Origin of the sequence: Spiractinospora alimapuensis, assembly GCF_018437505.1 — a bacterium.
GTDB classification, from domain to species: domain Bacteria; phylum Actinomycetota; class Actinomycetes; order Streptosporangiales; family Streptosporangiaceae; genus Spiractinospora; species Spiractinospora alimapuensis.
Genome location: NZ_CP072467.1, coordinates 1,487,225 through 1,511,876, shown reverse-complemented (window position 1 = coordinate 1,511,876; position 24,652 = coordinate 1,487,225). Strand labels below are relative to the sequence as shown.

Here is a 24,652-nt window from a genome sequence, read left to right as displayed (position 1 = left end):
GCGTTACTGTTAACGCCATTTATCGCTAAGATAACAGCGAGTTGTTTGGAGGGTCGAAGCGCTCCTCGGTTGGTGCCGGAAATCCACTCGTTCCCAGCTTCCTCACCATCTTCCCTGGTGGAAGCTGTTCACTTATTCCTGTTGGGGGAGTGGTGGCGGCGCGACCCGCATGCCGTCCGGCGCCTGGTGCCGGTTCCGTCTGAGTGGTTTGCTGCATTTCGGGCCGCTATGGATCTTGCAGGCCGATGGCTTGAGGTGTTAACTTAACATGCAATTAACAGCGAGCCTTGAAAGGCCTGGTCAGCGTCATTCTGGGCGGCATTGATCGGTCGGATGCCCCCTGTGAGGATTCGTCGGCGAGGTCGACGACCAGCGAGGCGGCGCGGTGCGTTCGCCCTCGCCGCGCGACCCCATCTCCCTACTCCCATGGTCGTATTCCCGGCCCACGCCTCCCCCTACATTGCCAGGAGTGAAGTTGAGAACTCGCCCCCTCGTGGCACTCGCCGGTGCCCACGTGCTCCTTCTTCCACTTGTCGGTTGCGGTGAGGACATCGAGAACCGTGACGACCCCGACAGTCTGGTGATCTACTCCGCGGAGGAGGTCGTGGACTTCTTCGCCGAACGGTACGAGGGCGAGAACTCGGAGGTCGGAATCGACGTCGTGAAAGGCAGCTCGGGAGAATCCGTCGCCCGCGTCGTGGCGGAGAGCGACCGCCCCCAGGGCGACATCGTGGTCGCGGGCAACGATCCGGCGACCACGAATCCGGACCTTTTCCTCGAGAACGACGACGTCGACCTGTCCGACGTCAACCCCGACTACGTCGACCCGGAGGGATACGCGACCCCCATCGTGGTCTTCCCGGTGAACTTCATCTACAACGACGACGTACTCGACGGGGACGACGTGCCCGAAACCTGGGAGGAGATGGCCGACCCCACGTGGGAGGGGCGCATCTACATGGGCAACCCGACCACCTCAGAGGCCGCGTACAAAGCCATGGCCACCTGGTGGTCCATCGGCGGCTGGGACCTCGTCGAGGGAATCGCGCAGAACGTCGTCGTCACCGAGGGGTCGACCGACCCGATGCGTGCCGTGGGCAACGGTGAGGCCGCGATCGGTGTCGGCGTGGAGCAGCAGGTCTACCAGTGGACGAACGACGACACCATCCACGCCGGCTACCCCACGGACGGCATCGTGATGCACGTCCAGACCTGGTACCAGATCGCCAACTCCCCGAGCCCCACGAACGGGGCGAACTTCATGAACTACATGCTGGACCCCGAGAACCAGCAGGTCATGGTCGAAGAGTTCCCCGGGATGCGTTCGGTGCTGAGCGACGAGCCCCAGTCGGACGTGGTGCCTCCGCTGGACGAGCTCACCATCATCGAGGTTCCCGACGAGGCGAACGAGAACCGCGAGGAGTGGAACGACACCTGGCGCGACATCATCACCGCGGTTGAGTGAGAGTCGCGACGCCAGAACCACCAAGGCCTGTCCCACCAGCCGCGGGCGCACGGTGCCCACACCGCTCGTGTCCGGGCCCGAGCCGAGAACTCGGCACACGATCAGGGCGACCGTCCCGAGGTGATCCGTGGAGACGTCCGTCCCCACGGCCCCGCCTGATTCCACACGCGGAGGAACGAAGGTGCAAGCACAGACCGCGACCGTCGAACTGGAGCGGGTGCAGGTCCGCTTCGGCGACACGACCGCCGTCCACCAGGCCGACCTGCGAGTCAAGTCAGGGGAGTTCTTCACCCTGCTCGGTCCCAGCGGGTGCGGGAAGACCACGTTGCTGCGGGCGGTCGCCGGCTTCACGACGCAGACGTCCGGGCACATCCGGATCGGTGACACCCTCATCGACCGGGTTCCCGCACACAAACGTGACACCGGGATGGTTTTCCAGAGCTACGCGATCTTCCCCCACCTCAGCGTCTGGGGGAACGTCGCCTACGCCCTGAAGAGCCGCGGTATCCGAGGCCAGGAGGCGAAGGACCGGATCCTCGAGGCACTGGAGCTCGTCGACCTCGCGGGATACGAGAAGCGTTCCCCGCGACAACTCTCAGGCGGGCAGCAACAGCGCGTGGTGATCGCCCGGGCCCTGGTCGCCCGGCCGCGCGTGCTCCTGATGGACGAGCCCCTGGCCAACCTCGACGCGAAACTGCGGGTGCGGCTGCGCCACGACCTCAAGGACCTCCAGGCGAAGCTGGGTATCACGACGATCTACGTCACGCACGACCAGGACGAGGCGCTGAGCCTCTCCGACCGGATCGCGGTGATGAGCGCCGGCAGAATCCTGCAGGTCGGAACGCCGGAGGAGATCTACGAGACGCCCGTGTCCCTGCGCGTCGCGGAGTTCATCGGTGAGGGCACGTTCCTGCGGGGGTCCGCCCGGGCGGACGGAGACACCTCAACGGTGAGCTTCGGGGACGCCGGAACGTTACGCGCGAGAGGCGCCGGTGCCGGCCTCGCCGGTGACGTGTGGCTCGGGTTCCGTCCCCAGGACGTACGCGCGGACGAGACCACGGACACCGTCGACACGCCCCCCACACCGGACATGGCCGACACCCGCGGCGCCGCGGACCGGACCGACACCGTGGACACCGTGGACGAGTCGGATGGGCCGGATGAGGCGACCGTGCCGGCCGGTGCGGTGGAACGACGCGACGACGTGGCGGTGCGGGGCGGCGGAAACGTCCTGCGCGGCCACGTGGTCTCGCGCTTCTACTACGGACCCTACGTCCGGTTCGAGTTGGACATCGGGCTGGACCGCACCGTGTCGCTGCAGCTCGACCACAGCGCGGTCCCCCGAGGAGTGGAGGTCGGTTCGCCTCTCGCCGTTCGTGTCGACGAGACGCGGGTCATGGTCTTCCCCGGCGTGGAGGAGGAGGGGGAACTTTGACCATCGAGCGTCCCGCCGACGCCCCACCGCGACTCCCATGGTTGCCCCGGCCGAACTTCTGGGGCGGCATCTCCGTCGCCGCGATCCTGCTGTTCCTCGCGTTCCTGGTGTATCCGCTACTCAACCTGGTGATATCGAGCATGCTGACGGACACCGTCAGTGACAAGACCGTGCTCGACATCTACCGTGAGTTGTTCACCGTCCCCTACTACTACGAGGCGCTGCTCAACAGTCTCCTGCTCGGGGCGTGCGCGACCGTGGCCGCCCTGCTCGTCGGTGTTCCCCTCGCCTACTGCGTCACCCGGTTCAACATCCCGGGCAAGCTGTTCATCCGGGCGGCGGTCGTCCTGACGTTCATCTCTCCGCCCTTCATCGGGGCCTACTCCTGGGTCCTGCTGCTGGGGGAGAGCGGGGTCCTGCGTGTGCCCTTCGCCGCGATCGGGTTCTCCCCGCCTACGGTGTACGGATGGCCCGGGCTCATCCTGGTGCTGACGCTCCAGGGCCTCCCGTTCGTCTTCCTCATGGTGAGCTCCGCGCTGCGCACGGTCGACCAGAGCATCGAGGACGCGGCCATCAGCCTGGGCCGCCGCCCGTTCCAGGTCGTGACCACGGCGATCCTGCCACTCATCGCGCCCGGCGTCTCGACCGGAGCCCTGCTGGTCTTCGTGACGTCCTTCTCCGACATCGGCACGCCCGCCATCATCGGCCAGAACATTCGGGTCTTCCCTCGCCTGATCTACGGGGAGTTCATCAACGAGACGTCCGCCGGTGACTACAGGACCGCGAGCGCCCTGTCGGTGGTGTTGCTCGTGGTGTGTGTCGGAGCGCTCCTGATCCAGCGCTGGTACTCAACGGTCCGCTCCTACGGCCAGGAGACCGTGCGCCCGCTCGGGGTACGGCGGCTGACGGGGACACACCGTTTCCTGGCGTCGGCCTTCGTCTACCTGGTGATCGCGCTCGCCTGCCTACCGATCCTCACGGTCATCGTCACGTCGTTCCTCCGGACCGAGAAGTCGGTGATCACGCCTGAGTTCACGCTCGACGGGTACCTCAACGCGCCGCGTCTGCTGTCGTCCCTGACGAACACCCTGCTGTTCACGACGGTGGCGACCGTGGTGTGTGTGTTCGCGGGCTGTCTCATCGGATACGTCATCGCCCGACGCACCAACCGCCTCGGCCCCGTCATCGACGTGTTCTCGATGATTCCGTACGCGGTCGCCGGCGTGGTCCTGGGGCTCGCCTTCAGTCTGACCTTCGGTGGCTCGCCGTACTTCCTCGCGGGCACCATGACCATCCTCGTGTTGGCCTACTTCATCCGGCGCCTCCCGTACTCGATCCGCTCGGTCACCGGGATGCTGAGCCAGATCGGCCGACAGACGGAGGAGGCGTCGGTCAACCTCGGTGTTCCGCCGGGGCAGACGTTCTGGCGCATCACGTTCCCCATGATGATGCCCGCGGTCGTCTCCGGAGCGCTGATCACGTGGGCCACCATCGCACGGGAGTTCAACGCCACGATCATCCTCTACGGAAGCAGCACCCAGACCATGTCGGTGGAGGTCTTCCGTGAGGTGATCGCGGGCAACTTCGGCAACGCGTCGGTGGTGGGGACGGTGCTGATCGCGGTGAGCCTCGTGCCCATCGTGATCCTCTTCAAGGTGTTGGGCAAGGACGAGGACTTCCTCGTCTGAGAGGCGGACGCAATGACGATGACGGATGTCGACGAGCTGAGGAAGATCGCTGTGGAGGTGGCGGTCGCGGGAGCGAACCGCGCCGCCGAACTCCGGCGGCGTGGCGTGACCGTCGCCGCGAGCAAGAAGTCCCCCGAGGACATCGTCACGCAGGCCGACCGCGAGGTGGAGGAGCTGATCAGGTCGGAGGTCACCGCGGCCCGACCCGACGACGGGTTCTGTGGCGAGGAGTCTCCGGCGGTCACCGGCACCAGCGGACTGCACTGGTTGGTCGATCCCATCGACGGGACCGTCAACTATCTGTACGGTCAGTCACCCTGTTCCGTGAGTGTCGCCGTGGTCGAGGGAGAGCCCGAACCGACCACGTGGCGGGCGCTGGCGGCGAGCGTCGTCAACATCGACTCGGGGGAGGTGTACTCGGCGGCCCGAGGCCGCGGCGCGGAACTCGACGGACGTCCGCTCAGCGTGGGGACGAACGACAACCCGTCCCTCGCCCTGGTCGCCACCGGTTTCGGCTACTTCCCCGAGGAACGCATGCGCCAGGCCGAGGTCATCCGCAACCTCGTCGGTGTGGTTCGGGACCTGCGCCGGGTGGGGTCGGCGGCCCTCGACCTGTGCGCGGTGGGTGCCGGACGCCTCGACATGTTCTACGAGCGTGGCCTCAACGCCTGGGACATCGCCGCGGGAACCCTCGTGGCGCAGGAGGCAGGAGCGAAGGTCCTGGGGCTTGACGGTGAAGCCGCCAGCCCCGCGATGATCATCGCGACCAACCTGGCCCTGGCCCGCTCCCTCGGACCCCGGATCGTCGAGTGGCACCGCGAGGCGGGCCTGATCACCGACTGACACCGGGAGTTCCGCCGTCGGTCCACCCGTCGTCAGGAAGGAGTCTCCACAACGGGTCAACGTGCACAGACCAGCCCATCGTCGTTCGTCGAGCCACGACATCGGGGGAGAGCCGCGATGGTCGGGCCCACACGGTCCCGTCCGCACCGAGAGATCCAGAACCGACCATGTCGTCACCACGATGAAAGGTGAATATGGCACTCAGAAACGTGATCCTGTCCAACGTCGCGGTCGCCGCCGCCACCCTCGCTTTCGCGGTCCCCATGAACAACGAGGGGCCGGACGAGCCTGAGGAGTCCTCCACGGCGTCCCACCCCGGCGGCGGCCCACGGTCCGGCCCATGGATCGTGGCACACCGCGGATCACCGCGGGTCGCTCCGGAGCAGACCGAGCCGGCCTACACGTCCGCCATTGAGGAGGGCGCGGACGTTCTCGAGGGCGACGTCCAGCTCACCGCCGACGGCGAGTTGGTCCTGGTCCACGACGACAGTCTGACCCGCAACACCAACGTGAAGGAGGAGTTCCCGGACCGGGATCCCTGGAACGTCGGTGACCTCACCCTGGAGGAGATCAAGTCGCTCGACGCCGGGTCCTGGTTCGACGACCGGTTCGCCGGTGAGCGGATCCTCACGGTCGAGGAGCTGCTCGAGCTCAACGACGGCGAGGTCGGTATCACGCTGGAGCTGAAGGCTCCAGAGAACAGCCCCGGCGTGGCGACGGAGTTGGCGAACCTGCTGGAGGAGTACGACCTCACCGACGACGACCGGACCAGGACCGGCGCCTACGAGATCATGGTGCACTCACGGGGTCAGGACGCGCTGCGCGAGTTCGCGGACGTCCTTCCCGACGTTCCGCTGGTGTACCTCACCGGCGGTCCCATGCTCGAGGACGAGGAACTGGCCGAGCTCTCCGAGTGGACGATGGGGGTGTTCGCCGACCCTCGCGCCACCCGGGCGTCGGACATCCAACGCGCCACCGACCACGGTCTCCAGGTCTACGCTGACCCGGTCGACAGTCCGGAACAGGTCCGGATGGCCGTCGACCAGGGCTACACCTGGATCCTGACCAACCAGCCCGAGACCGCGCTCCAGGCCCGCGACAAGCCCCAACACGATCCGCACCCCAACGACGTCCTCGTGGACCACGTGTTGGAGAACCCGCCCGGCGACGACGTCCAACCCGAGAACGGCGAGCACGTCACCCTGCGCAACACCACCGACGAGCCGGTCGACATCAGTGGACACTACCTCCGCGACCAGGCGGGGAACACCGTGCTCTTCATGGGTGACGACAGCACCATCGAGGCCGGGAGCCTCTTCCGCGTCTACGTCGGGCCCGGAACCAACCGACCGGACGCCTACTACAACGGCTATGACACCGGGATGCTGAACAACACCCGAGGTGACACCATCACCTACTACAACGACGACCACGAGATCGTCGACACCTTCTCCTACATCGTTCCCCGGTAACCGAAGCGGGGAGGTCCGCCCCCACCCCGCGCACCAACACTCGCGCACCAGTCGTCCGAGATCGGGCGGCTGGTGCGCTCGCCCCAACTCGGATGACTAGTGTGGCGCACCGCTGACGAGGGCCCAATTCGTCGAGAATGCCTCCAGGCAATGCCCGGATCTCCATACAATGTCCGGACATAAATATCGTCATCGCCCGCAAAGGATGTGCGCCACATGCCGCAGGCGGAGCACCCGCTTCCGATGTCGCTGTTCGCGGATGTGGACCGGTCGAGTCCCGTGCCGCTGTACGTCCAGATCGCCAGCCGGCTGGAGCAGGCGATCCACGACCGGACGCTGCCGCCGGGGGCACGGTTGGAGAACGAGCTCTCGCTGTGCCAGCGGCTCGGGTTCTCCCGGCCCACGGTGCGTCGCGCCATCCAGGATCTCGTGGACAAGGGGCTCCTGGTGCGCCGCCGGGGGATCGGCACACAGGTGGTGGCCGGTCAGCTCACTCCCCGGAAGGTCGCGCTGACCAGCCTGTACGAGGACCTTGCGACGTCCGGGCGGGATCCGCGCACCACCGTTCTCACGCACGAGATCACCACACCCAGCGAGGAGGTCGCCGCGACGCTGGGGACCAGGGGTGCCGTGCTGCGGATCCGTCGTCTGCGCTCGGCCGGGGACGTCCCTCTGGCCGTGCTGGAGCACTTCCTGCCGTCGACGGTCGACGCGCCGACGCCCGCGGAACTGGAGACGCGCGGCCTCTACCAGGTGCTGCGGGCCAGGGGAGTGACGATCCAGGTCGCCCGGCAGCGGATCGGCGCCCGGGCGGCGACCAAGGAGGAGAGCGGCTTGTTGGAGGTCGACACCCACGGTCCGGTGCTCACCGCGCAGCGCACGGCGTTCAACAGTGTGGGCACGGCCGTCGCGTTCGGCCGGCACGCCTACCGTCCCGACCTCTACTCCTTCGAGACCACGCTCGTGAACTGACGGGGTCAGGTCGACGAGGAGGGGGCCCCACCCTCCTCGTCGATCGACTGACGTAGGCGCGCGGTGACGGTCCGCATGTGTTGGTCCATGGCGGCGGCGGCACCGTCGGGAGAGCGGGAGACGACGGCGTCCAGGATCGCCTGGTGCTGCTCGATGACCGACTCGCGCTCGCCGGTCTGGCGGATGACGCGCAGCACCCAGACGTGCAGCAGTGACTTGATGCTGGACAGGATGTCGGAAAGTACCTGGTTACGCGCCGCGGCGGCGATGGTGAGGTGGAACTCGGTGTCGGCGCGGGCGAAGTCGGCCGCGGACTCGGCGAAGCCCATCCGCGTCAGACAGGTGCGCAGCGCCGAGGCCTCGTCGTCGGTGATGCGTTCGGCGGCGAGCCGGGCGAGGATGACCTCCAGGTGGGAACGCGTCTCGATGAGATCGAGGGTCTGGGGAGTGCCAAGCAGCATGCCCCACTCCACGACCTGCGGGAGAAGGCTGGAGGTGCCCTGGGACAGGTAGGTCCCGTCGCCCTGACGGATCTCGATGAGGCCCAGGAGGTCGAGAGCCTTGAGCGCCTCGCGGATGGCGGAACGTCCGACCCCGAGGTTCTCGGCCAGTCGCCGCTCGGGGGGGAGTTTGCCTCCGGGAGGGATGTCCCCCGCGAGGATGCGCGAGACGAGTTGGCTCACGATTTCGGAGACCGCACTGGCACGGGGGTACGGTTGCAGCTTGAGCAGCCCTTCGGACCCGGTCTCGGTCGACGATCTGTCAGCCGTCACGGCGTCGATCCTTCCACTGTTCTGCTCGCGTGCCGGACGTGCCCGGCCTTGTCACGTTCGCTGGTAATACGATGCCACACCCGTTCCGGACGAGCGTCCGGAACGGGTGTGGCATCGCGCTGGGACATCGGAGGCGATGGCCCCGGCCAGGGTCAGAACCAGCGGTGCCCGACCGGGGACTTGCCCAGGGCCTCGGCCATCGACCGGATCTGACGGATCATCAGGCCGATGTCAGAACCGAGCGAGACCATGCCGAATCCCTGGTCACGTCGCTGGATCGCTTCGTCGGTGTGGCGAGCGACGATACCGGTGGACACGCCGGCCTCCCGGGCGCGCGCCAGCAGGTTCAGGTTCAGTTCCGCGATACCCGGACCCTCCCATTGGCCCACGTAACCGTAGCTCGCCGACATGTCGCCCGGGCCGAGGAAGATGGTCTCGGTTCCCTCCACGGCGAGGATGTCGTCGAAGTTCTCCGCGGCCTGCCGGGTTTCGATCATCGGGATGAGCATGATGTCGTCGTTCGCGGTCTTGACGTACTCCTCCAGGGCGAGTCCCCAGGTCACACTGCGCTCACCACCGATTCCCCGCCGACCCTTCGGCGGGTAGAACACGTTGTCGTGCGCCGCGCGGAGTTCGTCGGCGTTCTCCACGAGGGGGAGGATGATCCCGTGGGCCCCAAGGTCCAGGGCGCGCTTGGTCGGCTCCAGGTCGTGTGACGGAGGCCGAACGATCACGGACATGTCCGTGCCCCGGGCCGCGGTCAGGTGGCCGGCGATGGCGCGGTAGTCCAGGTAGCCGTGCTCCATGTCGATGCAGATCCAGTCGAGGCCCAGAATGGCCGCGACCTCGGTGACGGCGGGCGCCTCCGACGTCACCCAGAGACCGAACGCGGTCTCCTCCCCCTTGAGCTTGCGACGCAGTTCCTCGTTCATTGTTCCTCCCTTTCGACGGCCGAGGTCTTCTCTGTGTGCGGTTCCGGTGTCCGGTCGTTCGCGGGTTCACCTGCGGCGGCCCGCTCCTCGGCTTCGACCGACACACCGCGTGCCTTCTGCCATCGGGCCACGTAGGCCACGACGAAGGGCACGATGAGGGCGGTGGTAATGGTGGCGGCGGCGATCTGGGCGGTGGCCAGTGCCTCGACGCCGCGGTAGGCCGGGTCGGCCAGGGCGATGGCGGCCGGTGTCGCGACCGCGTTGCCCGCGGTCGTGGCCTCACTGGGGCCGGAGATCAGGTTGCGCTGTTCCCGTGGCCGGCGCCGGATGACATGGGTGAGCCACACCAGGAGCATCGCGGCTCCGCCGGAGAGGACCACGGTCATCACCCCGAGGCCGATGCCGGGGATCCCGGCCTGGCCCAGCGTGGCGAAGTCGATGCCCTGGCCGACCGCGAACGCCATGAACGGGATCAACAGTGTCTCGCCGGACTTCAGGAAGTCGCGGGCGGTGTCGCTGACGTTGCCGATGATGAAACCGACCAGCAGCGGAATGATCACCGCGACGATCATCTCCACCGGGAACGACGCGAGCCCCGCGACTCCCAGGATCACCATGGTGATGAACGGGCCGTCGTTGACGGCGATCACGGACACCGCGCCGCGGTCGGTGGTGTTGCCGAACTGCTTGGTCAGCGCCACGTACAGCGCGGAGTTGGAGTTGGTCATCGCGGCGACGATGGCCAGGGGGACCAGGCCGAACAGGGTCCCACTCGGCATGAGGAACGCCACGGCGAGGCCGACCGCGGCGCCGGCCGCGGCCTTGCCGACCAGCAGGGCGAGTCCCTTCTCCAGGGTGGGCCCGGTGGTCCGGATCCGCAGTTGGGCGCCCATGCAGACGAAGAACAGACCCAGCAGCGCGCTGATGCCGTCCCGGAACAACCCCGTGGTGAAGCCACCGATGTCGAGGATCTGGGGGAAGAACGTGTTGATGAACGCCGCGAGGAAGAGCGGGATGATCATTAGGCCGCCCGGGATCCGGGCCACCATGCTGCCGACCGCCGCGAGCGGACGACCCGCGGCGCGCGGTGAGGATTGGGACATGACGCTGCCTTCCTGTGACATGCGGAGCGCTGTGTCGCGGGGTCCGGTGTCACCGGGAAAGTGGGACAGGGATGACTCCGCGTGGGTTTCGGCCCGTTCGCCGAGCCCTGGCCCGGCGGGTGCGTGGGACCCGGCCCGGTACGGCCCCGATGCGAGGCCGTACGGGTTGGTCTGGGGCTGACGAACGTCACTGGCCCGCTGCGAGGACGCAGGGATCCGTCGGGCCCGGGCCTGGGAGTCGGGGTTCTCGAACGACTCGAGAACACGTGTGGCTCAGAGCTGGGACTCCAGTTCACGGCGCAGTCGCACCGCGGACCGGGAGGTGTCGATCTCGACGTCCTGCCAGGTGACGGTGCCACCCTTGGGAACGGGACGGACGAGGGTGACTCCGTGGGCCAGCCCGATCGGCAGGGCACCGACCTCACGGGAGCGAGCCGCGGGCGCGAGTGTTCCGTACACCCGGTATCCGCCCTCGCCGTCGAGCCGCTCGCCCGGAGTGAGGTCCCGCTTCGCCGTCGTCATGACGTCACCGACGAAGTCGTTGGGCTGGCCCGTCGCCTCGCCGCGGAGCACGGCCGAGGTAACGCTCACCCCGAGCTCCATTCCGATCATGTGATATGGGCGGTACAGGGAGCCGTACTCACCGGTGGAGTCCGTGGGCACCCCGTACTCGGCGAAGCAGTCGGCCGCGTACTGGGTCCGGGCGCGGAAGGAGACGTAGACGCCCCAGCGCAGGTCGCGCTCGATCTCCGACCCGTCCCGGTTGAGACTCGAGGCGACCTCCACCGTCCCGGAGTGGTCGAGGAGCCCGCCGCGATCCTTGGGGCGGAACACGGTGGGCAGGTCGAGGACGGAGGCCGGCGGGAACGCGAGCCCGCGGTCCTGCGGGACCAGCCCGGTCGCGTTCGCCACGGCCGCCATCTCGATGGCGGACTTGGTGCCGTCCAGGAACGAGTTGAACATCTGCGGGTTGAAGTCCCCGGTGGCGACCTTCTCCGGTGAGAAGCCGTAGTAGTCCCACACGGTGTCGGGTGTGGAGTACTGGTACTCGGGCAGGTACTTGGTTCCCTTGCCGGCGGCGACGACCTCGTATCCGACGGTGCGGCACCAGTCGACCTGTTCGGCGATGAGGGATGGCTGGTCGCCGTAGGCCATGGTGTAGACGACTCCGGCCTGCTGGGCGCGCCGCAGGAGCAGGGGCCCGACCAGACAGTCGGCCTCGACGTTGACCATCACCACGTGCTTGCCGTTGTCGATGCTGGCCACCGCGTGGTCGACCCCGGCGTAGGGGTTCCCGGTGATCTCCAGGATGACCTCGACGGACGGGTGGGTGATCACGGCCATCGCGTCGTCGGTGACGACCGTGGTTCCCGCGCGGGCGGCGTCGTCGCAGTCACGTGCCGCGTAGCGGTCCGCACGCCACCCCGTCCGGTCGAGGGCGGCTCGCGCCTTGTCAACGTCCAGATCCGCGACGCCGACGACATGCAGCTCCGGCATGTTCAGCGCCTGGGTCAGGAACATCGAGGCGAACTTGCCGGCACCGATGACGCCGACCCGCACGGGTCCCTCGGCGGCGGTGCGCGACTGCAGCAACGAGTACAGGTTCACGATTGGTCCTCTGGTCCTCTCGGCACCGTGCGGCCAACGCCCGGGTGAGCGTGGGGTGACGGTGACTGCCTACCGGGTCGGGTTTCTACTGGGCGTCGGGGGAGAAGTCGAAGGCCGTGTACGGGTCGTCGCAGGTCACCGGGAGGTTCCGAATGGGGGAGAAGTCCGTCGGGTACATGATCTTGTTCTCCCAGGCGATGATCATCGGCCGAACGATGGCGACGCACTCCTGCCAGTCGGGGTCCGCGGCCAGCGCGGCGCGGCGGCGGCGTCGCTCCTCGAGGTCGGTGAAGGCCCACATGTGGGTCACCTGGTTCTGTACACCGAACTCCGTCGTGAAGTACCCGAGGAACCCGCCCAGGATGCGGCGTTGGCTCGGTAGGCCCTTCTCGGCGTAGACCTTCAGGAAGTCCTGAGTGGGAACCCCTGGGTCCAGGTTGTAGATGCGTTCTTCGATCACCATGCGCGGTCCACCTCCACTGCTCGCGTGACTGGGCTCACTGGCGGGCGAGCATAGGTCACAATCGGCAAATTGGTCAACCGGTTGATGTTTCCGGTTGGGTGGAGATAACCCGACGTCAGGGTGGGTGGGGTGGTGTGCGCGTGACGAAACCCCACGTTGGCCGCGTTTGCGGAGCGTGGGTCAGGGACGTGGCCTGGGGGAGGGTGCGCTGGGAATGATCAGTCCGCGGTCGGCGTCCGCGCTCGTTCCGCCAGTGCTCTCACGGGGATCGGCGATCGTGTTCGCCGCGTCGATCACATGTTCCGCGGGGCCGAGGACGTTCTCCTCGGGCAGACGGTGGTCTGGTGCGGAGTGGCTGATCGCGTGAGGTGAAGCCGCCGGGACGCGGGCGGGGGACCTGTTGCGGCCAGCGCGGGGGCTCGGCGCTGGACCGTCTGGGGGCTAGGGCGACTCGAGCGCCGTGAGGTAGTCGGCGAAGTCCGAGACGTAGGTGTCGACCTCGCGTCGGTCGAACCCTCGCAGGACGACGTCGAAGCTCTGCTGGCGCAGTTCGGCGACGGCCACGGGGGGTGGCGCGCCACGGGTCAGCCGGACGCGGTCCAGGAACTCGGTGACCTGTCTCTGGTCGTAGCCTCGGAGCACGGTCGTGAAGGTGACCGGCTGATCGGCGTAGAAGAAATGCTCGAGTGTCGGCATACACGCTCCTTTCCGGCCCAATCGTGGCCAACGCCGACCATCCGGTCAACCGGGGCCGTCCTGCCGGTCGGGGTGCAGACGTGCTCCTTCGATGTCGACGTTGGGCAGGATCCGGTCCAGCCATGAAGGCAGCCACCAGGCCGCGGTGCCGAAGAGCCGCATCAGCGCGGGTACCAGCGTCATCCGAATGAGGAACGCGTCAACGAGCACCCCGACGGCGAGGGCGAACGCGACGGGCTGGATCGTGGTGTTGTCACTGAACACGAAGGACGCGAACACGGAGGTCATGATGAGAGCCGCCGCCGTCACCACGCGCGCCCCGGACCGGAAGCCGCTGACGATGGCGTGCGGTGCGCTCCCACCGTGCACGTAGTCCTCACGCATCCGACTCACCAGAAAGACCTCGTAGTCCATGGCGAGCCCGAACAGGGTCCCGATCAGCACGATGGGCAGGAACGCCAGCAGCGTCTCGGCCGGGGTGACACCGAGCAAACCGGCCCCGTCGCCCCACTGGAACACGACCACCGTCGCTCCGAGCGCCGACCCCATGCTCAGCACGAACCCCAGCGCGGCCTTCAGCGGTACCAACAGGGACCGGAACACGACCATCAGCAACAGGAACGCGAGTCCGACGACGACCGCGAGGTAGAGCGGCATCACCTCGGCGAGCCGTTCTGAGGTGTCGATGCTCGTGGCCGTGGCGCCGGTGACGGAGATGGTGGCGCCAGTGTCGCGTTCCCAAGCGTCGCGCTGGTCCCGGATCTCGTGGATCAGGTCCTCGGTCGCCACGGACTCCGCACCGTGTTCGGGGATCACCACGATCAGCGCGGTGTCGTTGGCGTCGTTGGTCTCCGGAGGCTGGGTCTCCTCGACACCGGACATGTCCGCGATGTCTTCGCGTACCTCCGCGGGGGCGGCGGGGTCGTCGTACTCGACCGTCACGATGAGCGACGTGGTGTAACCAGCGCCGAACTTCTCCGAGATCAGGTCGTAGGCGCGGTGCTGCGTGCTGTCCGGGGCGCTCGAGGCGTCGGTGGGCAGCCCGAGCCGCAGATCCTTGACCGGAACGATGGTGACCGCGACGACCGCGAGGACCAGTACGACGAAGATCCACGGTCGTCGGGTGACCAGGCGCGCCCACCGGCTCCCCGCCGACCGGTCGGAGTCAAGGGCACGCCTGGCTCGACCGCTCAACCAGGGGACGGGCAGGGCGTCGAAGTGGCGGCCGACGATCCCGAGCACGGCAGGAAGGAAGGACGTGGCCACCAGGACCGAGAACGCCACGGTGATCGCCGCCGCGACACCCATCACGGACAGGAAGGGGATCCCCGCCACCGTCAGGCCGAGAAGGGCGATGACGACGGTCGTCCCCGCGAACACCACCGCGCTGCCGGCCGTGGCGATCGCGCGGCCGGTCGACTCCTCGGGATCCATGCCGGTGAGAAGTTGTTGGCGGTGGCGAGCCAGGACGAACAGGGTGTAGTCGATGCCGACCGCCAGTCCGAGCATCACTGCCAGCAGCGGCGCTGTGCTACTCAGTTCCACGAACCGGGACAGCGCGAACACCAGCGCGATGCCCACTCCGGTGCCGACCAGGGCGGAGAGGATCGGGATCCCCGCCGCGAGCAGCACGCCGAAATTGACGATCAGTACGACGAGGGCCACTGCCAACCCGACCCCCTCGCCGCCCTGGATGCCGGCGACCGCGGCGACGGTGATGGCCTGCCCGCTGAAGTTCACACTGAGCCCCGCGTCCTCCGCCGGCCCGCCACTGTCCAGCAGCGTGTCGACGGTGTGGGGGGAGATGTCGGTGTCGGGATCGGTGAACTGCACCTGTGCGAGCGCGGTGGTGCCGTCGTCGGAGATCAGCGGCAGACGGTCCAACACCTCGCCACGAACCTCGTCCCGAACATCCGCCGGGAGGTCGTCGTCGGCGATTCTCTGGTCGACCTCGGACTCCACTTGCGCGCGGGCCTCGTCCTCCGGAAAGGCGGGGGCCTGGGCCTCCGCCTGGGTCCGTGCCTGTTCCTCCGCCTGTTCGAGTTGGGCGTCACGTCCGGGCGCGTCGGCCGGGATCTGGGCCTCGGCCCGCTGACGCGCCTCCTCCACGGCCGAGGCGACACCCTCCTCACGCTGCTCCTCGTACTCCTGGCGGGCCTGCTCCATGCCGGCGTCGACCATTGGGTCGCGCACTTGGTCACTGCGCAGCGCCCGCTGGTAGCCCTCCTCATACAGGGCGATGGGGTCGGTGACGGACTCGATGCCGTCGAGACCCTCGATCTCCGCGGTCGTGTCCTGGATGGCGTCCGGGTAGTCATCGGTGGTGACGGAATCGTCGTCCGGTGTGGTGAACACGACGGTGGCCACCCCGCCACTGTGCTCGGGGAACCGTTCCTCCAGCATGTCGACCGTTGCCTGGGCCTCCGTGCCCGGGATCGTGAAGGAGTCGTTCACCGGCACGCGGAAGACCAGCGCCGCGGCGCCCACCACACCAAGTAGTACGACCCAGAGGCCGACCATCCACCACCGGTGCCGGAAGGAGAACTTGCCCAAGCGATACAGCAGCTTTGCCATCGTGTCGCCCCTCTACGGCACCGCGATGTCCGGACGTCTCGAACGTGTGCGAACTCAACGGGGGCGCGGTGCCGACGGAGGGTCGGTGACGGTCGACTGCGGAGGTGAGGTGGTGGTGTCACCCCGGGAGGAGACGTGACCCAGCCGCATGATCATTTGTGGGTGCTCGCCGCGGCAGAACCGTTGCGCGATGAAGTTCCGCAACATGGGCTCCTCGAGGGGTTGGGTGTGGAACGCGGCCGACACCCCGTTCACCGCCGCGACCAGGAGCATGCGCTCCAGCGCCTGTCCGGCGGCCAGCCAGCTCGGCCGGTCGTCCCCCCGCGTGACGATCATCGAGACGAGTCCGGTCTCGGTGCCGTTCCCGTCCAGGAGCCCGTGCACCTGACCGTGCCCGTAGTCACGCGGAGGGAAGAGTTGGCCGATGGTCTGGTCGACCGCGGGGAAGTCCTCCGCGTGGACCCCGCGCCGGTCGGGGTTTCCCTCGGGGCGGACCCAACGCGACTCCTCGTCGACGCGGTCCGCGTCCCGGCGTTGCACGTGTTCGGCCGCCGACACCAGACCCGCCAGAGCGATGACCATCGGGGTGTCGGTGACGAGCTGGAGGACCGCGTGCTCCGCGGCGACGGCGGTGGCGAGGCGGCGGACCAGGGCGGCGTCGTCGAGGCCGGCGTCGAAGGGCCCCCGGTGGGTGTGGCGGACCCCGATCGCGTTGGACAGTTCGGTGTCCTCGGCCTCGGGTGGCAGTGCGGGACCGACCTGGATGTCGGCGAGGAGCCCGGGGCGCTCCCGGTCGGGCAGCAAGGTGACCAGGGGCCGTGCCCCGGCCGCGCGCATGGCCGCCCGGATGTTGAACAGCGCGGCGCCGCAGCTGATGACGAGTTCTCGGCCCGCGGGGTCCGCGACGTCCAACCGCAGGTCGGCGTCCGTCGTCAGGCTGATCCCGTTCTCGTGATGACGCAACTGCCATGGACGGGTGTTCAGGACGGAGGGAGCGCGCTCGCTCGCCTCGATCGCGGCGCGGATGGGGTCGACACTGTCCGCTCGGGAATCAACTCTGCTCACGGCGGCCACTCTCCTGCGAGGGAGCCCCGGAGGCGCGGGTGCGCTTCGGACGGCTCACGGTGGACATCCTGTGCTGGTCACTTACCCGCGAACCGTCAGGGTCGACACGTGACCAGTGGATATCTCGGAGCGTGTCCAAATGTGTGTGCAAGGTGTTGGCGTCGTTCGCGCGAACGGGGCGGTGGTGGGGATCGCGTATCCCACCACCGCCCCGCCCGGCGGGAGGTCCCTAGGGTCGCTTCGCGACTCCGCCGAGGTAGAGGTGGTGGACGGGTGAGTCGGTGGGGGTCTCGTCGTCGGGGTGCCATTCGTTGGCCGGGCACAGTCCGGGGTGGACGAGGTCGAGGTCGCCGAAGTACATCCGGTGTTGGGGGTAGGGGCGGACCCAGCCGGAGCCGAGCCCCTTCTCGACCAGCGCGGTCTCGATCCCCTGCGCCCGTGGGTCACCGGGGTCGTGGAAGTTGGCGATGGCCAGGTAGCTCCCGGGTGCGATGCGTTCGCGGATGCCGGCCGCGACCTTTTGGTCCTCACCGGTGGGCACATGGTGGAGGACCGCGGCGAGCAGGACCGCGTAGGGCTGGTCGAGGTCGATCAGGGCACGGAGTTCGGGGTTCCCGAAGATCCCCTCAGGCTCCTGGGCGTCGGCGGTGATGACGGTGGTTCGGTCGTTGCTGGCGAGGATGGCGCGGCCGTGGGCGAGGACGATGGGGTCGTTGTCGACGTAGGCCACCCGGGTCTCCGGGGCGATGGCCTGCGCGACGTCATGCACGTTGCTCGCGGTGGGAAGGCCGCTGCCGATGTCGATGATCTGGCGGATGCCCGCTTCGGCCACCAGCCACCGCACCACTCGACCGATCCACGCACGGTTGTCCCACGGGACGCGCGGCGCCCCAGGGACCTGGCGGTAGTGATCAGCGATGACGCGGTCGGCGGCGAAGTTGTCCTTGCCGTCGAGCAACGCGTCGTAGACCCGGGCGATGGACGGACGGGAGGTGTCGATCCGGGTCTCCGCCCAGGGCGTTGACTCTCCCTCGGAGGGGGCGGTGTGCTTCATGAAGTCGGTGGGGTCCGTCATCGCTACTCCGAGTTCACGATCGATCGAATAGGGAGTGGGCATCATTGTCACCGCCGTCGATATCCCGAGCGACGGGACACCAGGCGTCGAACGTATTCTCACAGAATGCCAGAACGGATTTCACGGGGGTGACCCGCCCCCAAGAGTCCGGGTACCCAGAATTGTCGAGCTGAGGCGGATTCTGGAGGACTCACCATGCGGCCGGGGTGCGATGGACGCCATCGCACCCCGGCCGCGGATGGCCCACGGTTATGGGCTAGTGGTCCCCGTGCCCGTCCTCGTTCTCGTCTTCGCCGCCGTCCTCATCGGGCGATGGTGCCTTCTGTCCGGGATAGTCCTCCAGCATCTCCCGCATTTGCGCGATCTCGGACTCCTGGGTATCGACGATTTCCTGTGCCATCTCCGCGGCCTGGGGGTTGACGCCGTTTTCCATCTGGTCCTCGGCCATCTCGATCGCCCCCTCATGGTGAACGATCATCATTCCGAGGAACAGGGCGTCGAAAGCATCGCCCGAGACCTCTTCGAGCTGGGTCATTTCCTCCTCGGAGAGCATTCCGGCCATGCTGGAGTGGTCCTCTCCCTCCGCCGGAGGTTCCTCGCCCCACTCGCTGAGCATCGCCGTCAGCTCCTCGATCTCGGGCCCTTGTGCGTCCTCGATCTCCGTCGCCAGCGCACGGACGTCCTCGCCCGCGCGTTCCTCGACCAACTGGGACATCTCGATGGCCTGCTCGTGGTGCGGGATCATCATGGTCGCGAACTCGACGTCAGTGTCGTTGAACTGCGCGCCGGTGTTCTCCCCGTTCTCCGCCGGCTGCTCTCCGTTGTCGCCACAGGCGGTGAGGAGCAGCGTGGTGGCCAGTCCGGCCGAGAGGAGTGCGTACGTACGGGGGTTGACGGTCGTCATGGTGTGTCCTTCGCATGCCTGCCCACGCGTGGTCCGTGGAGGCCGCGCGTGGGGGAAGTACTCGGTCAACGGTCCGAACCCGGGGAGCCGCCCCGGGGGCGCATCTAGATCCGCAACGCTTGGAGCTGGGCGAGGGAAGGAGGTCGGGGCGGCGTGGGCGCCCACCATGACACCTGGACACGTGACCATCGGGGGAGTCGCAGCTCCAAGGAGGGAGCGCGAGTCAGTGACCCCAGCCCGAGGAGCAGTGTCGCGACCGCGATGATCGCCAGGCACATCGTCGACGGGTCCAGGGCGGGAAGTTCGGCGGCGGCCGGCGCCGGGGACACGGGCGCCGAATGGGAGAGCTCCGCCGCCGCGGCCCCATGGTCCGGGGCGCCGTGTTCGGCGGGGTGGCCGAGAGTGTGCATTGTGCCGACCCCGAGAACCAGGGCCACCAGCAGGACCGCCCACGCCAGCGGAAGAAGGTGGCGTGGCACGTGCGTGGGAGCCCGGTCGAACACGCTCAGATACTAACGGAAACGACATTGGGTGAGTCGGCCTCACTCTCCGCTGTGGGGATTCCCGTCCGGGAGGGCGGGCGACTGGAGCGTCAGTTCTCGCTCTCTGGTGCCCGAGCGCGTTCGGAGTGGCGCCGGGACTTGGTCCTGTTTCCGCAGACCCGCATCGAGCACCAGCGGCGGCTCTGGTTCTTCGAACCGTCCCAGAAGACCCAGCGACAGGTGTGCTCCGCGCAGAGCTTCAGGCGGGTGACCTGCCCGGTGGTGACCAGCTCCGCCCAGTCCAGGGCGAGCGAGGCGTAGACGCGACGCACCGGCGGAAGACTCGGCGCCGGAACGAGGGCGCGCGCGTCGGGAGGGTGTCCGCCGGTGGCGGTGGACTGGGCGAGGCTCACCAGCACCGGCAGCTCTGTCAGCGCGGAGTCGGCTCGGGCGAGCAGGTGGGGGACTGGGGGGCGATCGGTGGAGAGCGCCTCCCGGATCCCCGCGCGCAGGTCCAGGCACATCTGGTGGTCGGTCGCACTGACCCGGAGGGCCGCCTCGGCGTGTCCGGAGGCCGTCAACCAGCGGGCGAGGCCGTCGGCGTCGCTGAGGTCGTCCCGCCCGGACTCCAGGTCGAAGGTGTTGGCGAACTCCTCGACCCGCCGGGCCGCCGGCGGCTGATGCACGCGTGTCTCCTCTCGCCGGGCGATCCACCAATGAACATGCTTCGGTGGTTACCAACGTAGCGCATTTACCTGTTTTCGAGGCGCCCAAGTTGTGCCATGATAACCACCAAACATATTTTGGAGGTTAGATGGACGCTGTGGGCGCGGGCCCCGACGCGAAGGACACCCCGGACGACACGGAGCGACGCCTCGACGCGACCAGCACACGCAACACCACGGTGCTGGTCGTCTTCACGGCCGTGACCAACCTGGCCGACGGAGTGCTGAAGGTAGTGCTGCCACTCATCGCGACCGGCATCACCGACTCGCCGGCGCTGGTGGCGGCGGTCGCCCTGACGCTCTCGCTGCCCTGGCTACTGACCGCCCTCCACGTCGGTGTGCTGGTCGACCGGTTCGATCGGCGTCGACTCCTGCTCCTGGCCAACCTGACCCGCGTGGTGACGATGACCGCGTTCGTCGCGGTCATGCTGTTCGGGTCGGTGCCGCTGCCCCTGCTCTACGGGGTGGGGCTCGTGCTGGGAGTCGCGGAGGTCGTCGCGATGACCTCCGCGGCCGCGATCGTCCCCTCCGCGGTGGCGCCCCGTGCGAGAGAACGCGCGAACGCGTGGGTGGCCGGAGCGGAGACGGCCTGTGGCGAGTTCACCGGACCGTTCCTTGGTGGAGTCCTGGCCGCCATCGGAGTCGGCCTCGCCCTAGGGGCGACCGGGGCGGCCTACGCCGTCGGAATGCTGGTGCTGCTGTTCCTCGTCGGGCGGTTCGCCCCCCGCACGGGGGACGAGCGCCCGGTGACCTCCGTCCACGCGCGGATCGTAGAGGGGGTGGCGTACCTGTGGCGGAACCGGCTCCTTCGCGGGCTCGCCCTCATGCTGACCGTGCTGTCGGGGTGCTGGGGCGCCTGGCTCGCGCTCATGCCGCTGTTCGCCACCGCGGTCATGGACCTGTCTCCCCAGGAGTACGGCGTCCTGATGAGCGCGCTGGGGGCCGGGGGCATCGTGGGCGCCCTCTCGGTCCGCTGGGTCAACCGGTTCCTCGGCCGACGGTGGGCGATGTTCGCCGACCTCCTCGGGACGGTCGCCATGATGGCCGCCCCCGCGCTCACGACGAACATGGTCATCGTCAGCACCGCCGCGTTCCTCGGCGGCATGGGTGGAACTCTGTGGACCGTCAACGTCCGCACCATCAGCCAACGCGTCGTCCCCCGGGAGATGCTCGGTCGCTACAACGCGGCCGCCCGCCTCTTCAGCTGGGGCGCCATGCCCATTGGCGCCGCCCTGGTCGGTGTCCTCGCCGAGTTCGTCGGTATCCCCCTGGCCTTCGCGTTCTTCGCCCTCGCCGCCACGACCACGGTCGTGCCGTTCCTGCGGATCGTCACCCCCACCGCGTTGGACGCATCCGCGGAGGTGGCGGCCGCCCGCTAGGGAGTCCCGCGCTCCGCCCGCGTCGATCGGCCACCTCGAGCCCGACCGGCACTCAGTGCCTCAGTCCGGCCGCGACCAAAGGGCACAGGCGGCCACGAATCCGCGCAACGGAGCGGCCGGCGGGCCCGGTCGGACGGCGAGTTGGACGGTGGAGTGCACGTCGGGAAGGGAGAAGTAGGCGATCCCCGGGATGGTCGGTGGGGGGCCCACCGGATAGAAGAGGGTCCACGAAGGAGCTGACTGGGCGATGTCCGACAACGTGTCCTGGAGTCGGGTGAAGAGTGGACCAGCGGGCGGTGCGACGCCGGCTCTGGCGAGTGCCTCGTGGACGAGCCGGTGGAACGCGACGTTGTTACGCCGTAGGGCCAGACGCAGCGGAAGCCCGCCCAGATCGGCTAGGTCGACCGCCTCCGCGTGTGCGAGGGGGTGGGTGGAGGGCAGCGCGACGACGAGGGGGTCCGACCAAATGGGGATCAACTCCAGGTCGGGTCGCTCATGCTGGTCCCGAACCAGTGCCGCGTCCAGGGAGCCGTGACGGACGCCGGTGAGGCGGTCGTCGACCGAGGTCTTGGTCAGGCGCACCTGGACATCGGGGGCGTGACGTCGCGCATGCTCGAGAAGGGCGTAGAACAGGTCCCCGGGGCCGGCGCCCGTTGCCAGGCGCAGAGTGGAGGCGGAGATACCCGCCAGTTCGGCCGCCACCTGCGTGGTGCGTTCGGCGGTGGCGAGGACCGCACGGGCCTCAGGGAGGAGACGCGTCCCCGCACTCGTCAGGCGGACGTGACGCGTAGAGCGATCGAACAGCGCGACACCCAGTTCCCGTTCCAGGCGGCGAACTTGTTGGCTCACTGCCGGCTGCCCCACGTGCAGCCACTCCGCGGCCCGGGCGAAACCACCGCGCTCCGCGACCGCCGCGAAGTAACGGAGCTGTCGCAGTTCCACGGAACCCCCTCCGATCACGATTCGTGATAACTGTACGTCGGAATCGCCCCTGGTTCGGTGGGTGTGCACGCGGTGGGATGCACGACATGAACACACTGTCGACCCCCGGGGCGTGCCCGGACAGAACGACTTCACTCCCAACGGGCCGGGACGGCCGCCCATGAACACCACACAGAACGTGTCCCGAACCCCCGGTGCGGTCTCCTTCGGAATACGCCTCGGCGCCCTCTTCGGACCGTCGGTGTTCGGCGTCACCGCCGCCGGACTCGCACTGCCGGAGGCGACGGTGGACCTCGGGGTGGACGCCGGGACCGTCACCTGGGTCCTCACCGCCCACGCGCTCGCGTTGGGCATCGGAATCGCTCTCTTCGGGCGCTGGTCCGACGCGGCCGGAGGACGGATCGTGCTCACCGTCGGGTCGGGGCTGCTGCTCGTCGGGACGGGGATCTGTCTGTGGGCGCCGGACCTCTCCGTCCTCGTTCTCGGACGCCTGTGCCTCGGCGCTGGATCGGGCGCGATGTCCGCCTCCGCCCTGTCGCTCGTCGGTTCGGTTCGTCCAGAGGACCGCGCGACCGTCCTCGGCGTGTTCGGTGGCGCGATGGCCCTGTTCGCCGCATGTGCCACCCTGGCCGGCGGAGTGGTCACCGACGTCGCCTCGTGGCGAGCGACCGTGGTGCTGCCAGCACTGGCCCTGCTGGCCGTCCCCGGTTGCTGGCGACTGCTGCGACGTGACGGCTCGGGCCGGCAGGTCGATCTCCTCGGGGCGGCAACCCTGACCACGGCCGTCGCGTGCGTGGTGATCCTGCTGCAGGAACCCGCCCTGGGGCTGGGCGTGAGCACGATCGTCGCCGTGGTCGCCGTGGGTGGCGCCGCGCTGCTCCTGCTCGTGTTCCGCACTCGGCGAACTTCGGCGGGGTTCGTGCCGCGGGACCTCGTACGCGACCGTCAGTACCGTGGCGCGGCCCTCGTGGGCGCGGGCACCTACGCGGGCCTGTTCTCGGTCATGTTCGTCGTGCCGCAGGTCCTCACCGACGTTCATGGCTGGAGTGTGCTCACCGTCGGACTGGCGCTGTTGCCGGGCGCCGCGGCGGGCGCGGCCCTCTCCCGGACCGCTGGACGATACGCCCTCGGTAGTGGGGCCCGCACGTGGGCGGTCACGATCGCGACAGCGTACGGCGTGGCGCTGCTCGTGGTCGCACCTCTGTCCGCTGTCGCCGTTGGCCTCGTCCTCGCCGCCTCGCTGGGATTCGCCGCCTTTTCGGTGGTGCAGGTTGTGGTGACGGGACTCATGACGGGGTATCTGGCCCCCGAGCAGCGCGGCGGGGGGCTAGGGCTGCTCAACCTGACGTTCTTCGTCGGGGGCGCGGTGGGGTCCGCGACGGCGGGCGCGGTGTACGCGGTCGCGCCGCTCGGAGTGACGATCGCCGTGCTCGCGGTGTTTCCATTGCTGGGTGCGTTGGGATTCCTGGCGCTGTACCGTCCCTCCCGACTCTGACGGCAGGCTTCCGATCGGGCGTCCCGAGGCGGGAACCTAGGTGACTCCGAAGTCGGGAATGGTGACGGAGCCGTCCGCCGCGAGCGGGAAGCCCGGGTTGTGCGCGATCTCCCAGGGGTGCCCGTCGGGGTCGGTGAAGGTTCCGACGTAGAAGCCGATGGGGTTGGTGGCCGCCGGACTGGTGACGGTGCCGCCGGCGGCCGCCGCCGCGGCCAGCAGCTCGTCGACCTCCGTGTCCGAACGCACGTTGTGCGCGAGAACGACGCCGCCGAATCCGGAGGGCGGAGTGTTTGGGAGGCCGGCGTCGCGGGCGAGCTTCTCCCGGCTCCACAGGACGAGCGCCATCCCTCCCGCCTGGAAGAAGACGGTCTCCTCCACCTCTTGGCCCCGCCAGCCCAGCGCCTCGTAGAAGGCGCGGGAGCGGGGGAGGTCGCTGACCCCGAGCGTGACCAGACTGACGCGTTGTTCCATGGCGCCAAGCCTAGGGACCAGCGTCGACGTCGCGGAGGAGCGACGGGATTGGGCGTGCCCCGGTCGACGGGGGGCGGGGCACGGTGGACT

At 68.4% G+C, this 24,652-nt stretch carries 22 protein-coding genes; 8 read left to right on the top strand and 14 right to left on the bottom strand.

The features are described 5' to 3' along the window. Nucleotides 1-469 precede the first annotated feature (469 nt). The 6 genes from J4H86_RS07000 to J4H86_RS06975 all read left to right on the top strand — a co-directional run bounded on the left by J4H86_RS07000 (nt 470) and on the right by J4H86_RS06975 (nt 7,875). On the top strand, nt 470-1,465 hold the full coding sequence (locus tag J4H86_RS07000) for an ABC transporter substrate-binding protein (protein WP_236542694.1): 996 nt from the start codon (nt 470-472) through the stop codon (nt 1,463-1,465). A 181-nt stretch (nt 1,466-1,646) separates the two neighbouring features. After that, nucleotides 1,647-2,900: an ABC transporter ATP-binding protein gene (locus J4H86_RS06995; protein ID WP_236542693.1), complete on the top strand. Its 1,254-nt coding sequence runs from the start codon at nt 1,647-1,649 to the stop codon at nt 2,898-2,900. Next, complete coding sequence (locus J4H86_RS06990) at nt 2,897-4,588, top strand: ABC transporter permease (protein WP_236542692.1); 1,692 nt, start codon at nt 2,897-2,899, stop codon at nt 4,586-4,588. The genes J4H86_RS06995 and J4H86_RS06990 overlap by 4 nt, the downstream gene beginning before the upstream one ends. Nucleotides 4,589-4,600: 12 nt before the next feature. Then, complete coding sequence (locus J4H86_RS06985) at nt 4,601-5,431, top strand: inositol monophosphatase family protein (protein ID WP_236542691.1); 831 nt, start codon at nt 4,601-4,603, stop codon at nt 5,429-5,431. A 194-nt stretch (nt 5,432-5,625) separates the two neighbouring features. Next, nucleotides 5,626-6,903 carry a glycerophosphodiester phosphodiesterase family protein gene (locus tag J4H86_RS06980; protein WP_236542690.1) on the top strand — a complete coding sequence of 426 codons (1,278 nt, stop codon included), beginning with the start codon at nt 5,626-5,628 and terminating at the stop codon, nt 6,901-6,903. A gap of 216 nt (nt 6,904-7,119) precedes the next feature. Continuing rightward, on the top strand, nt 7,120-7,875 hold the full coding sequence (locus J4H86_RS06975) for a GntR family transcriptional regulator (protein ID WP_330932496.1): 756 nt from the start codon (nt 7,120-7,122) through the stop codon (nt 7,873-7,875). Nucleotides 7,876-7,880: 5 nt separating this feature from the next. Here J4H86_RS06975 and J4H86_RS06970 read toward each other — a convergent pair whose 3' ends face one another. The 12 genes from J4H86_RS06970 to J4H86_RS06910 form a co-directional block, all read right to left on the bottom strand. Beyond that, a complete protein-coding gene (locus J4H86_RS06970) occupies nt 7,881-8,648 on the bottom strand; it encodes a FadR/GntR family transcriptional regulator (protein ID WP_236542689.1) in 768 nt (255 codons plus the stop codon). A gap of 152 nt (nt 8,649-8,800) precedes the next feature. After that, nucleotides 8,801-9,580 (bottom strand): HpcH/HpaI aldolase family protein, encoded by a 780-nt coding sequence (locus J4H86_RS06965; RefSeq protein WP_236542688.1) that lies wholly within the window; start codon nt 9,578-9,580, stop codon nt 8,801-8,803. Then, nucleotides 9,577-10,683 carry a 2-keto-3-deoxygluconate permease gene (locus tag J4H86_RS06960; RefSeq protein ID WP_236542687.1) on the bottom strand — a complete coding sequence of 369 codons (1,107 nt, stop codon included), beginning with the start codon at nt 10,681-10,683 and terminating at the stop codon, nt 9,577-9,579. Before J4H86_RS06960 ends, J4H86_RS06965 begins: the two co-directional genes overlap by 4 nt. A 273-nt stretch (nt 10,684-10,956) precedes the next feature. Next, nucleotides 10,957-12,291 carry an NAD(P)H-dependent oxidoreductase gene (locus J4H86_RS06955; RefSeq protein ID WP_236542686.1) on the bottom strand — a complete coding sequence of 445 codons (1,335 nt, stop codon included), beginning with the start codon at nt 12,289-12,291 and terminating at the stop codon, nt 10,957-10,959. Between the two features lie 85 nt (nt 12,292-12,376). Beyond that, nucleotides 12,377-12,754 carry an NIPSNAP family protein gene (locus J4H86_RS06950; RefSeq protein ID WP_236542685.1) on the bottom strand — a complete coding sequence of 126 codons (378 nt, stop codon included), beginning with the start codon at nt 12,752-12,754 and terminating at the stop codon, nt 12,377-12,379. A gap of 441 nt (nt 12,755-13,195) precedes the next feature. Beyond that, on the bottom strand, nt 13,196-13,450 hold the full coding sequence (locus J4H86_RS06945) for a DivIVA domain-containing protein (protein WP_236542684.1): 255 nt from the start codon (nt 13,448-13,450) through the stop codon (nt 13,196-13,198). A 45-nt stretch (nt 13,451-13,495) separates the two neighbouring features. Further along, complete coding sequence (locus J4H86_RS06940; RefSeq protein WP_269134540.1) at nt 13,496-16,024, bottom strand: MMPL family transporter; 2,529 nt, start codon at nt 16,022-16,024, stop codon at nt 13,496-13,498. 54 nt (nt 16,025-16,078) lie between these two features. Continuing rightward, nucleotides 16,079-17,089, bottom strand: a complete 1,011-nt coding sequence (locus tag J4H86_RS06930; protein ID WP_236542683.1) for an Acg family FMN-binding oxidoreductase — start codon at nt 17,087-17,089, stop codon at nt 16,079-16,081. Between the two features lie 229 nt (nt 17,090-17,318). Continuing rightward, nucleotides 17,319-18,164 carry an SAM-dependent methyltransferase gene (locus J4H86_RS06925; protein WP_236542682.1) on the bottom strand — a complete coding sequence of 282 codons (846 nt, stop codon included), beginning with the start codon at nt 18,162-18,164 and terminating at the stop codon, nt 17,319-17,321. Nucleotides 18,165-18,420: 256 nt separating this feature from the next. Further along, nucleotides 18,421-19,068, bottom strand: a complete 648-nt coding sequence (locus tag J4H86_RS06920; RefSeq protein WP_236542681.1) for a DUF305 domain-containing protein — start codon at nt 19,066-19,068, stop codon at nt 18,421-18,423. 104 nt (nt 19,069-19,172) lie between these two features. Beyond that, complete coding sequence (locus tag J4H86_RS06915) at nt 19,173-19,571, bottom strand: hypothetical protein (RefSeq protein WP_236542680.1); 399 nt, start codon at nt 19,569-19,571, stop codon at nt 19,173-19,175. A gap of 89 nt (nt 19,572-19,660) precedes the next feature. Beyond that, complete coding sequence (locus tag J4H86_RS06910; RefSeq protein ID WP_236542679.1) at nt 19,661-20,236, bottom strand: CGNR zinc finger domain-containing protein; 576 nt, start codon at nt 20,234-20,236, stop codon at nt 19,661-19,663. Nucleotides 20,237-20,496: 260 nt separating this feature from the next. Between J4H86_RS06910 and J4H86_RS06905 the strand changes: the two genes are divergently transcribed. After that, nucleotides 20,497-21,654 (top strand): MFS transporter, encoded by a 1,158-nt coding sequence (locus J4H86_RS06905; protein ID WP_394356504.1) that lies wholly within the window; start codon nt 20,497-20,499, stop codon nt 21,652-21,654. Between the two features lie 60 nt (nt 21,655-21,714). Here J4H86_RS06905 and J4H86_RS06900 read toward each other — a convergent pair whose 3' ends face one another. Then, complete coding sequence (locus J4H86_RS06900; RefSeq protein ID WP_236542677.1) at nt 21,715-22,596, bottom strand: LysR family transcriptional regulator; 882 nt, start codon at nt 22,594-22,596, stop codon at nt 21,715-21,717. Nucleotides 22,597-22,756: 160 nt separating this feature from the next. Between J4H86_RS06900 and J4H86_RS06895 the strand changes: the two genes are divergently transcribed. Next, entirely contained in the window at nt 22,757-24,091 is a 1,335-nt protein-coding gene (locus tag J4H86_RS06895) for an MFS transporter (RefSeq protein ID WP_236542676.1), read from the top strand. A 36-nt stretch (nt 24,092-24,127) separates the two neighbouring features. On the opposite strand, the gene J4H86_RS06890 is transcribed toward J4H86_RS06895, so the two are convergent. Continuing rightward, nucleotides 24,128-24,562, bottom strand: a complete 435-nt coding sequence (locus tag J4H86_RS06890) for a VOC family protein (RefSeq protein WP_236542675.1) — start codon at nt 24,560-24,562, stop codon at nt 24,128-24,130. Between the last annotated feature and the right edge of the window lie 90 nt (nt 24,563-24,652).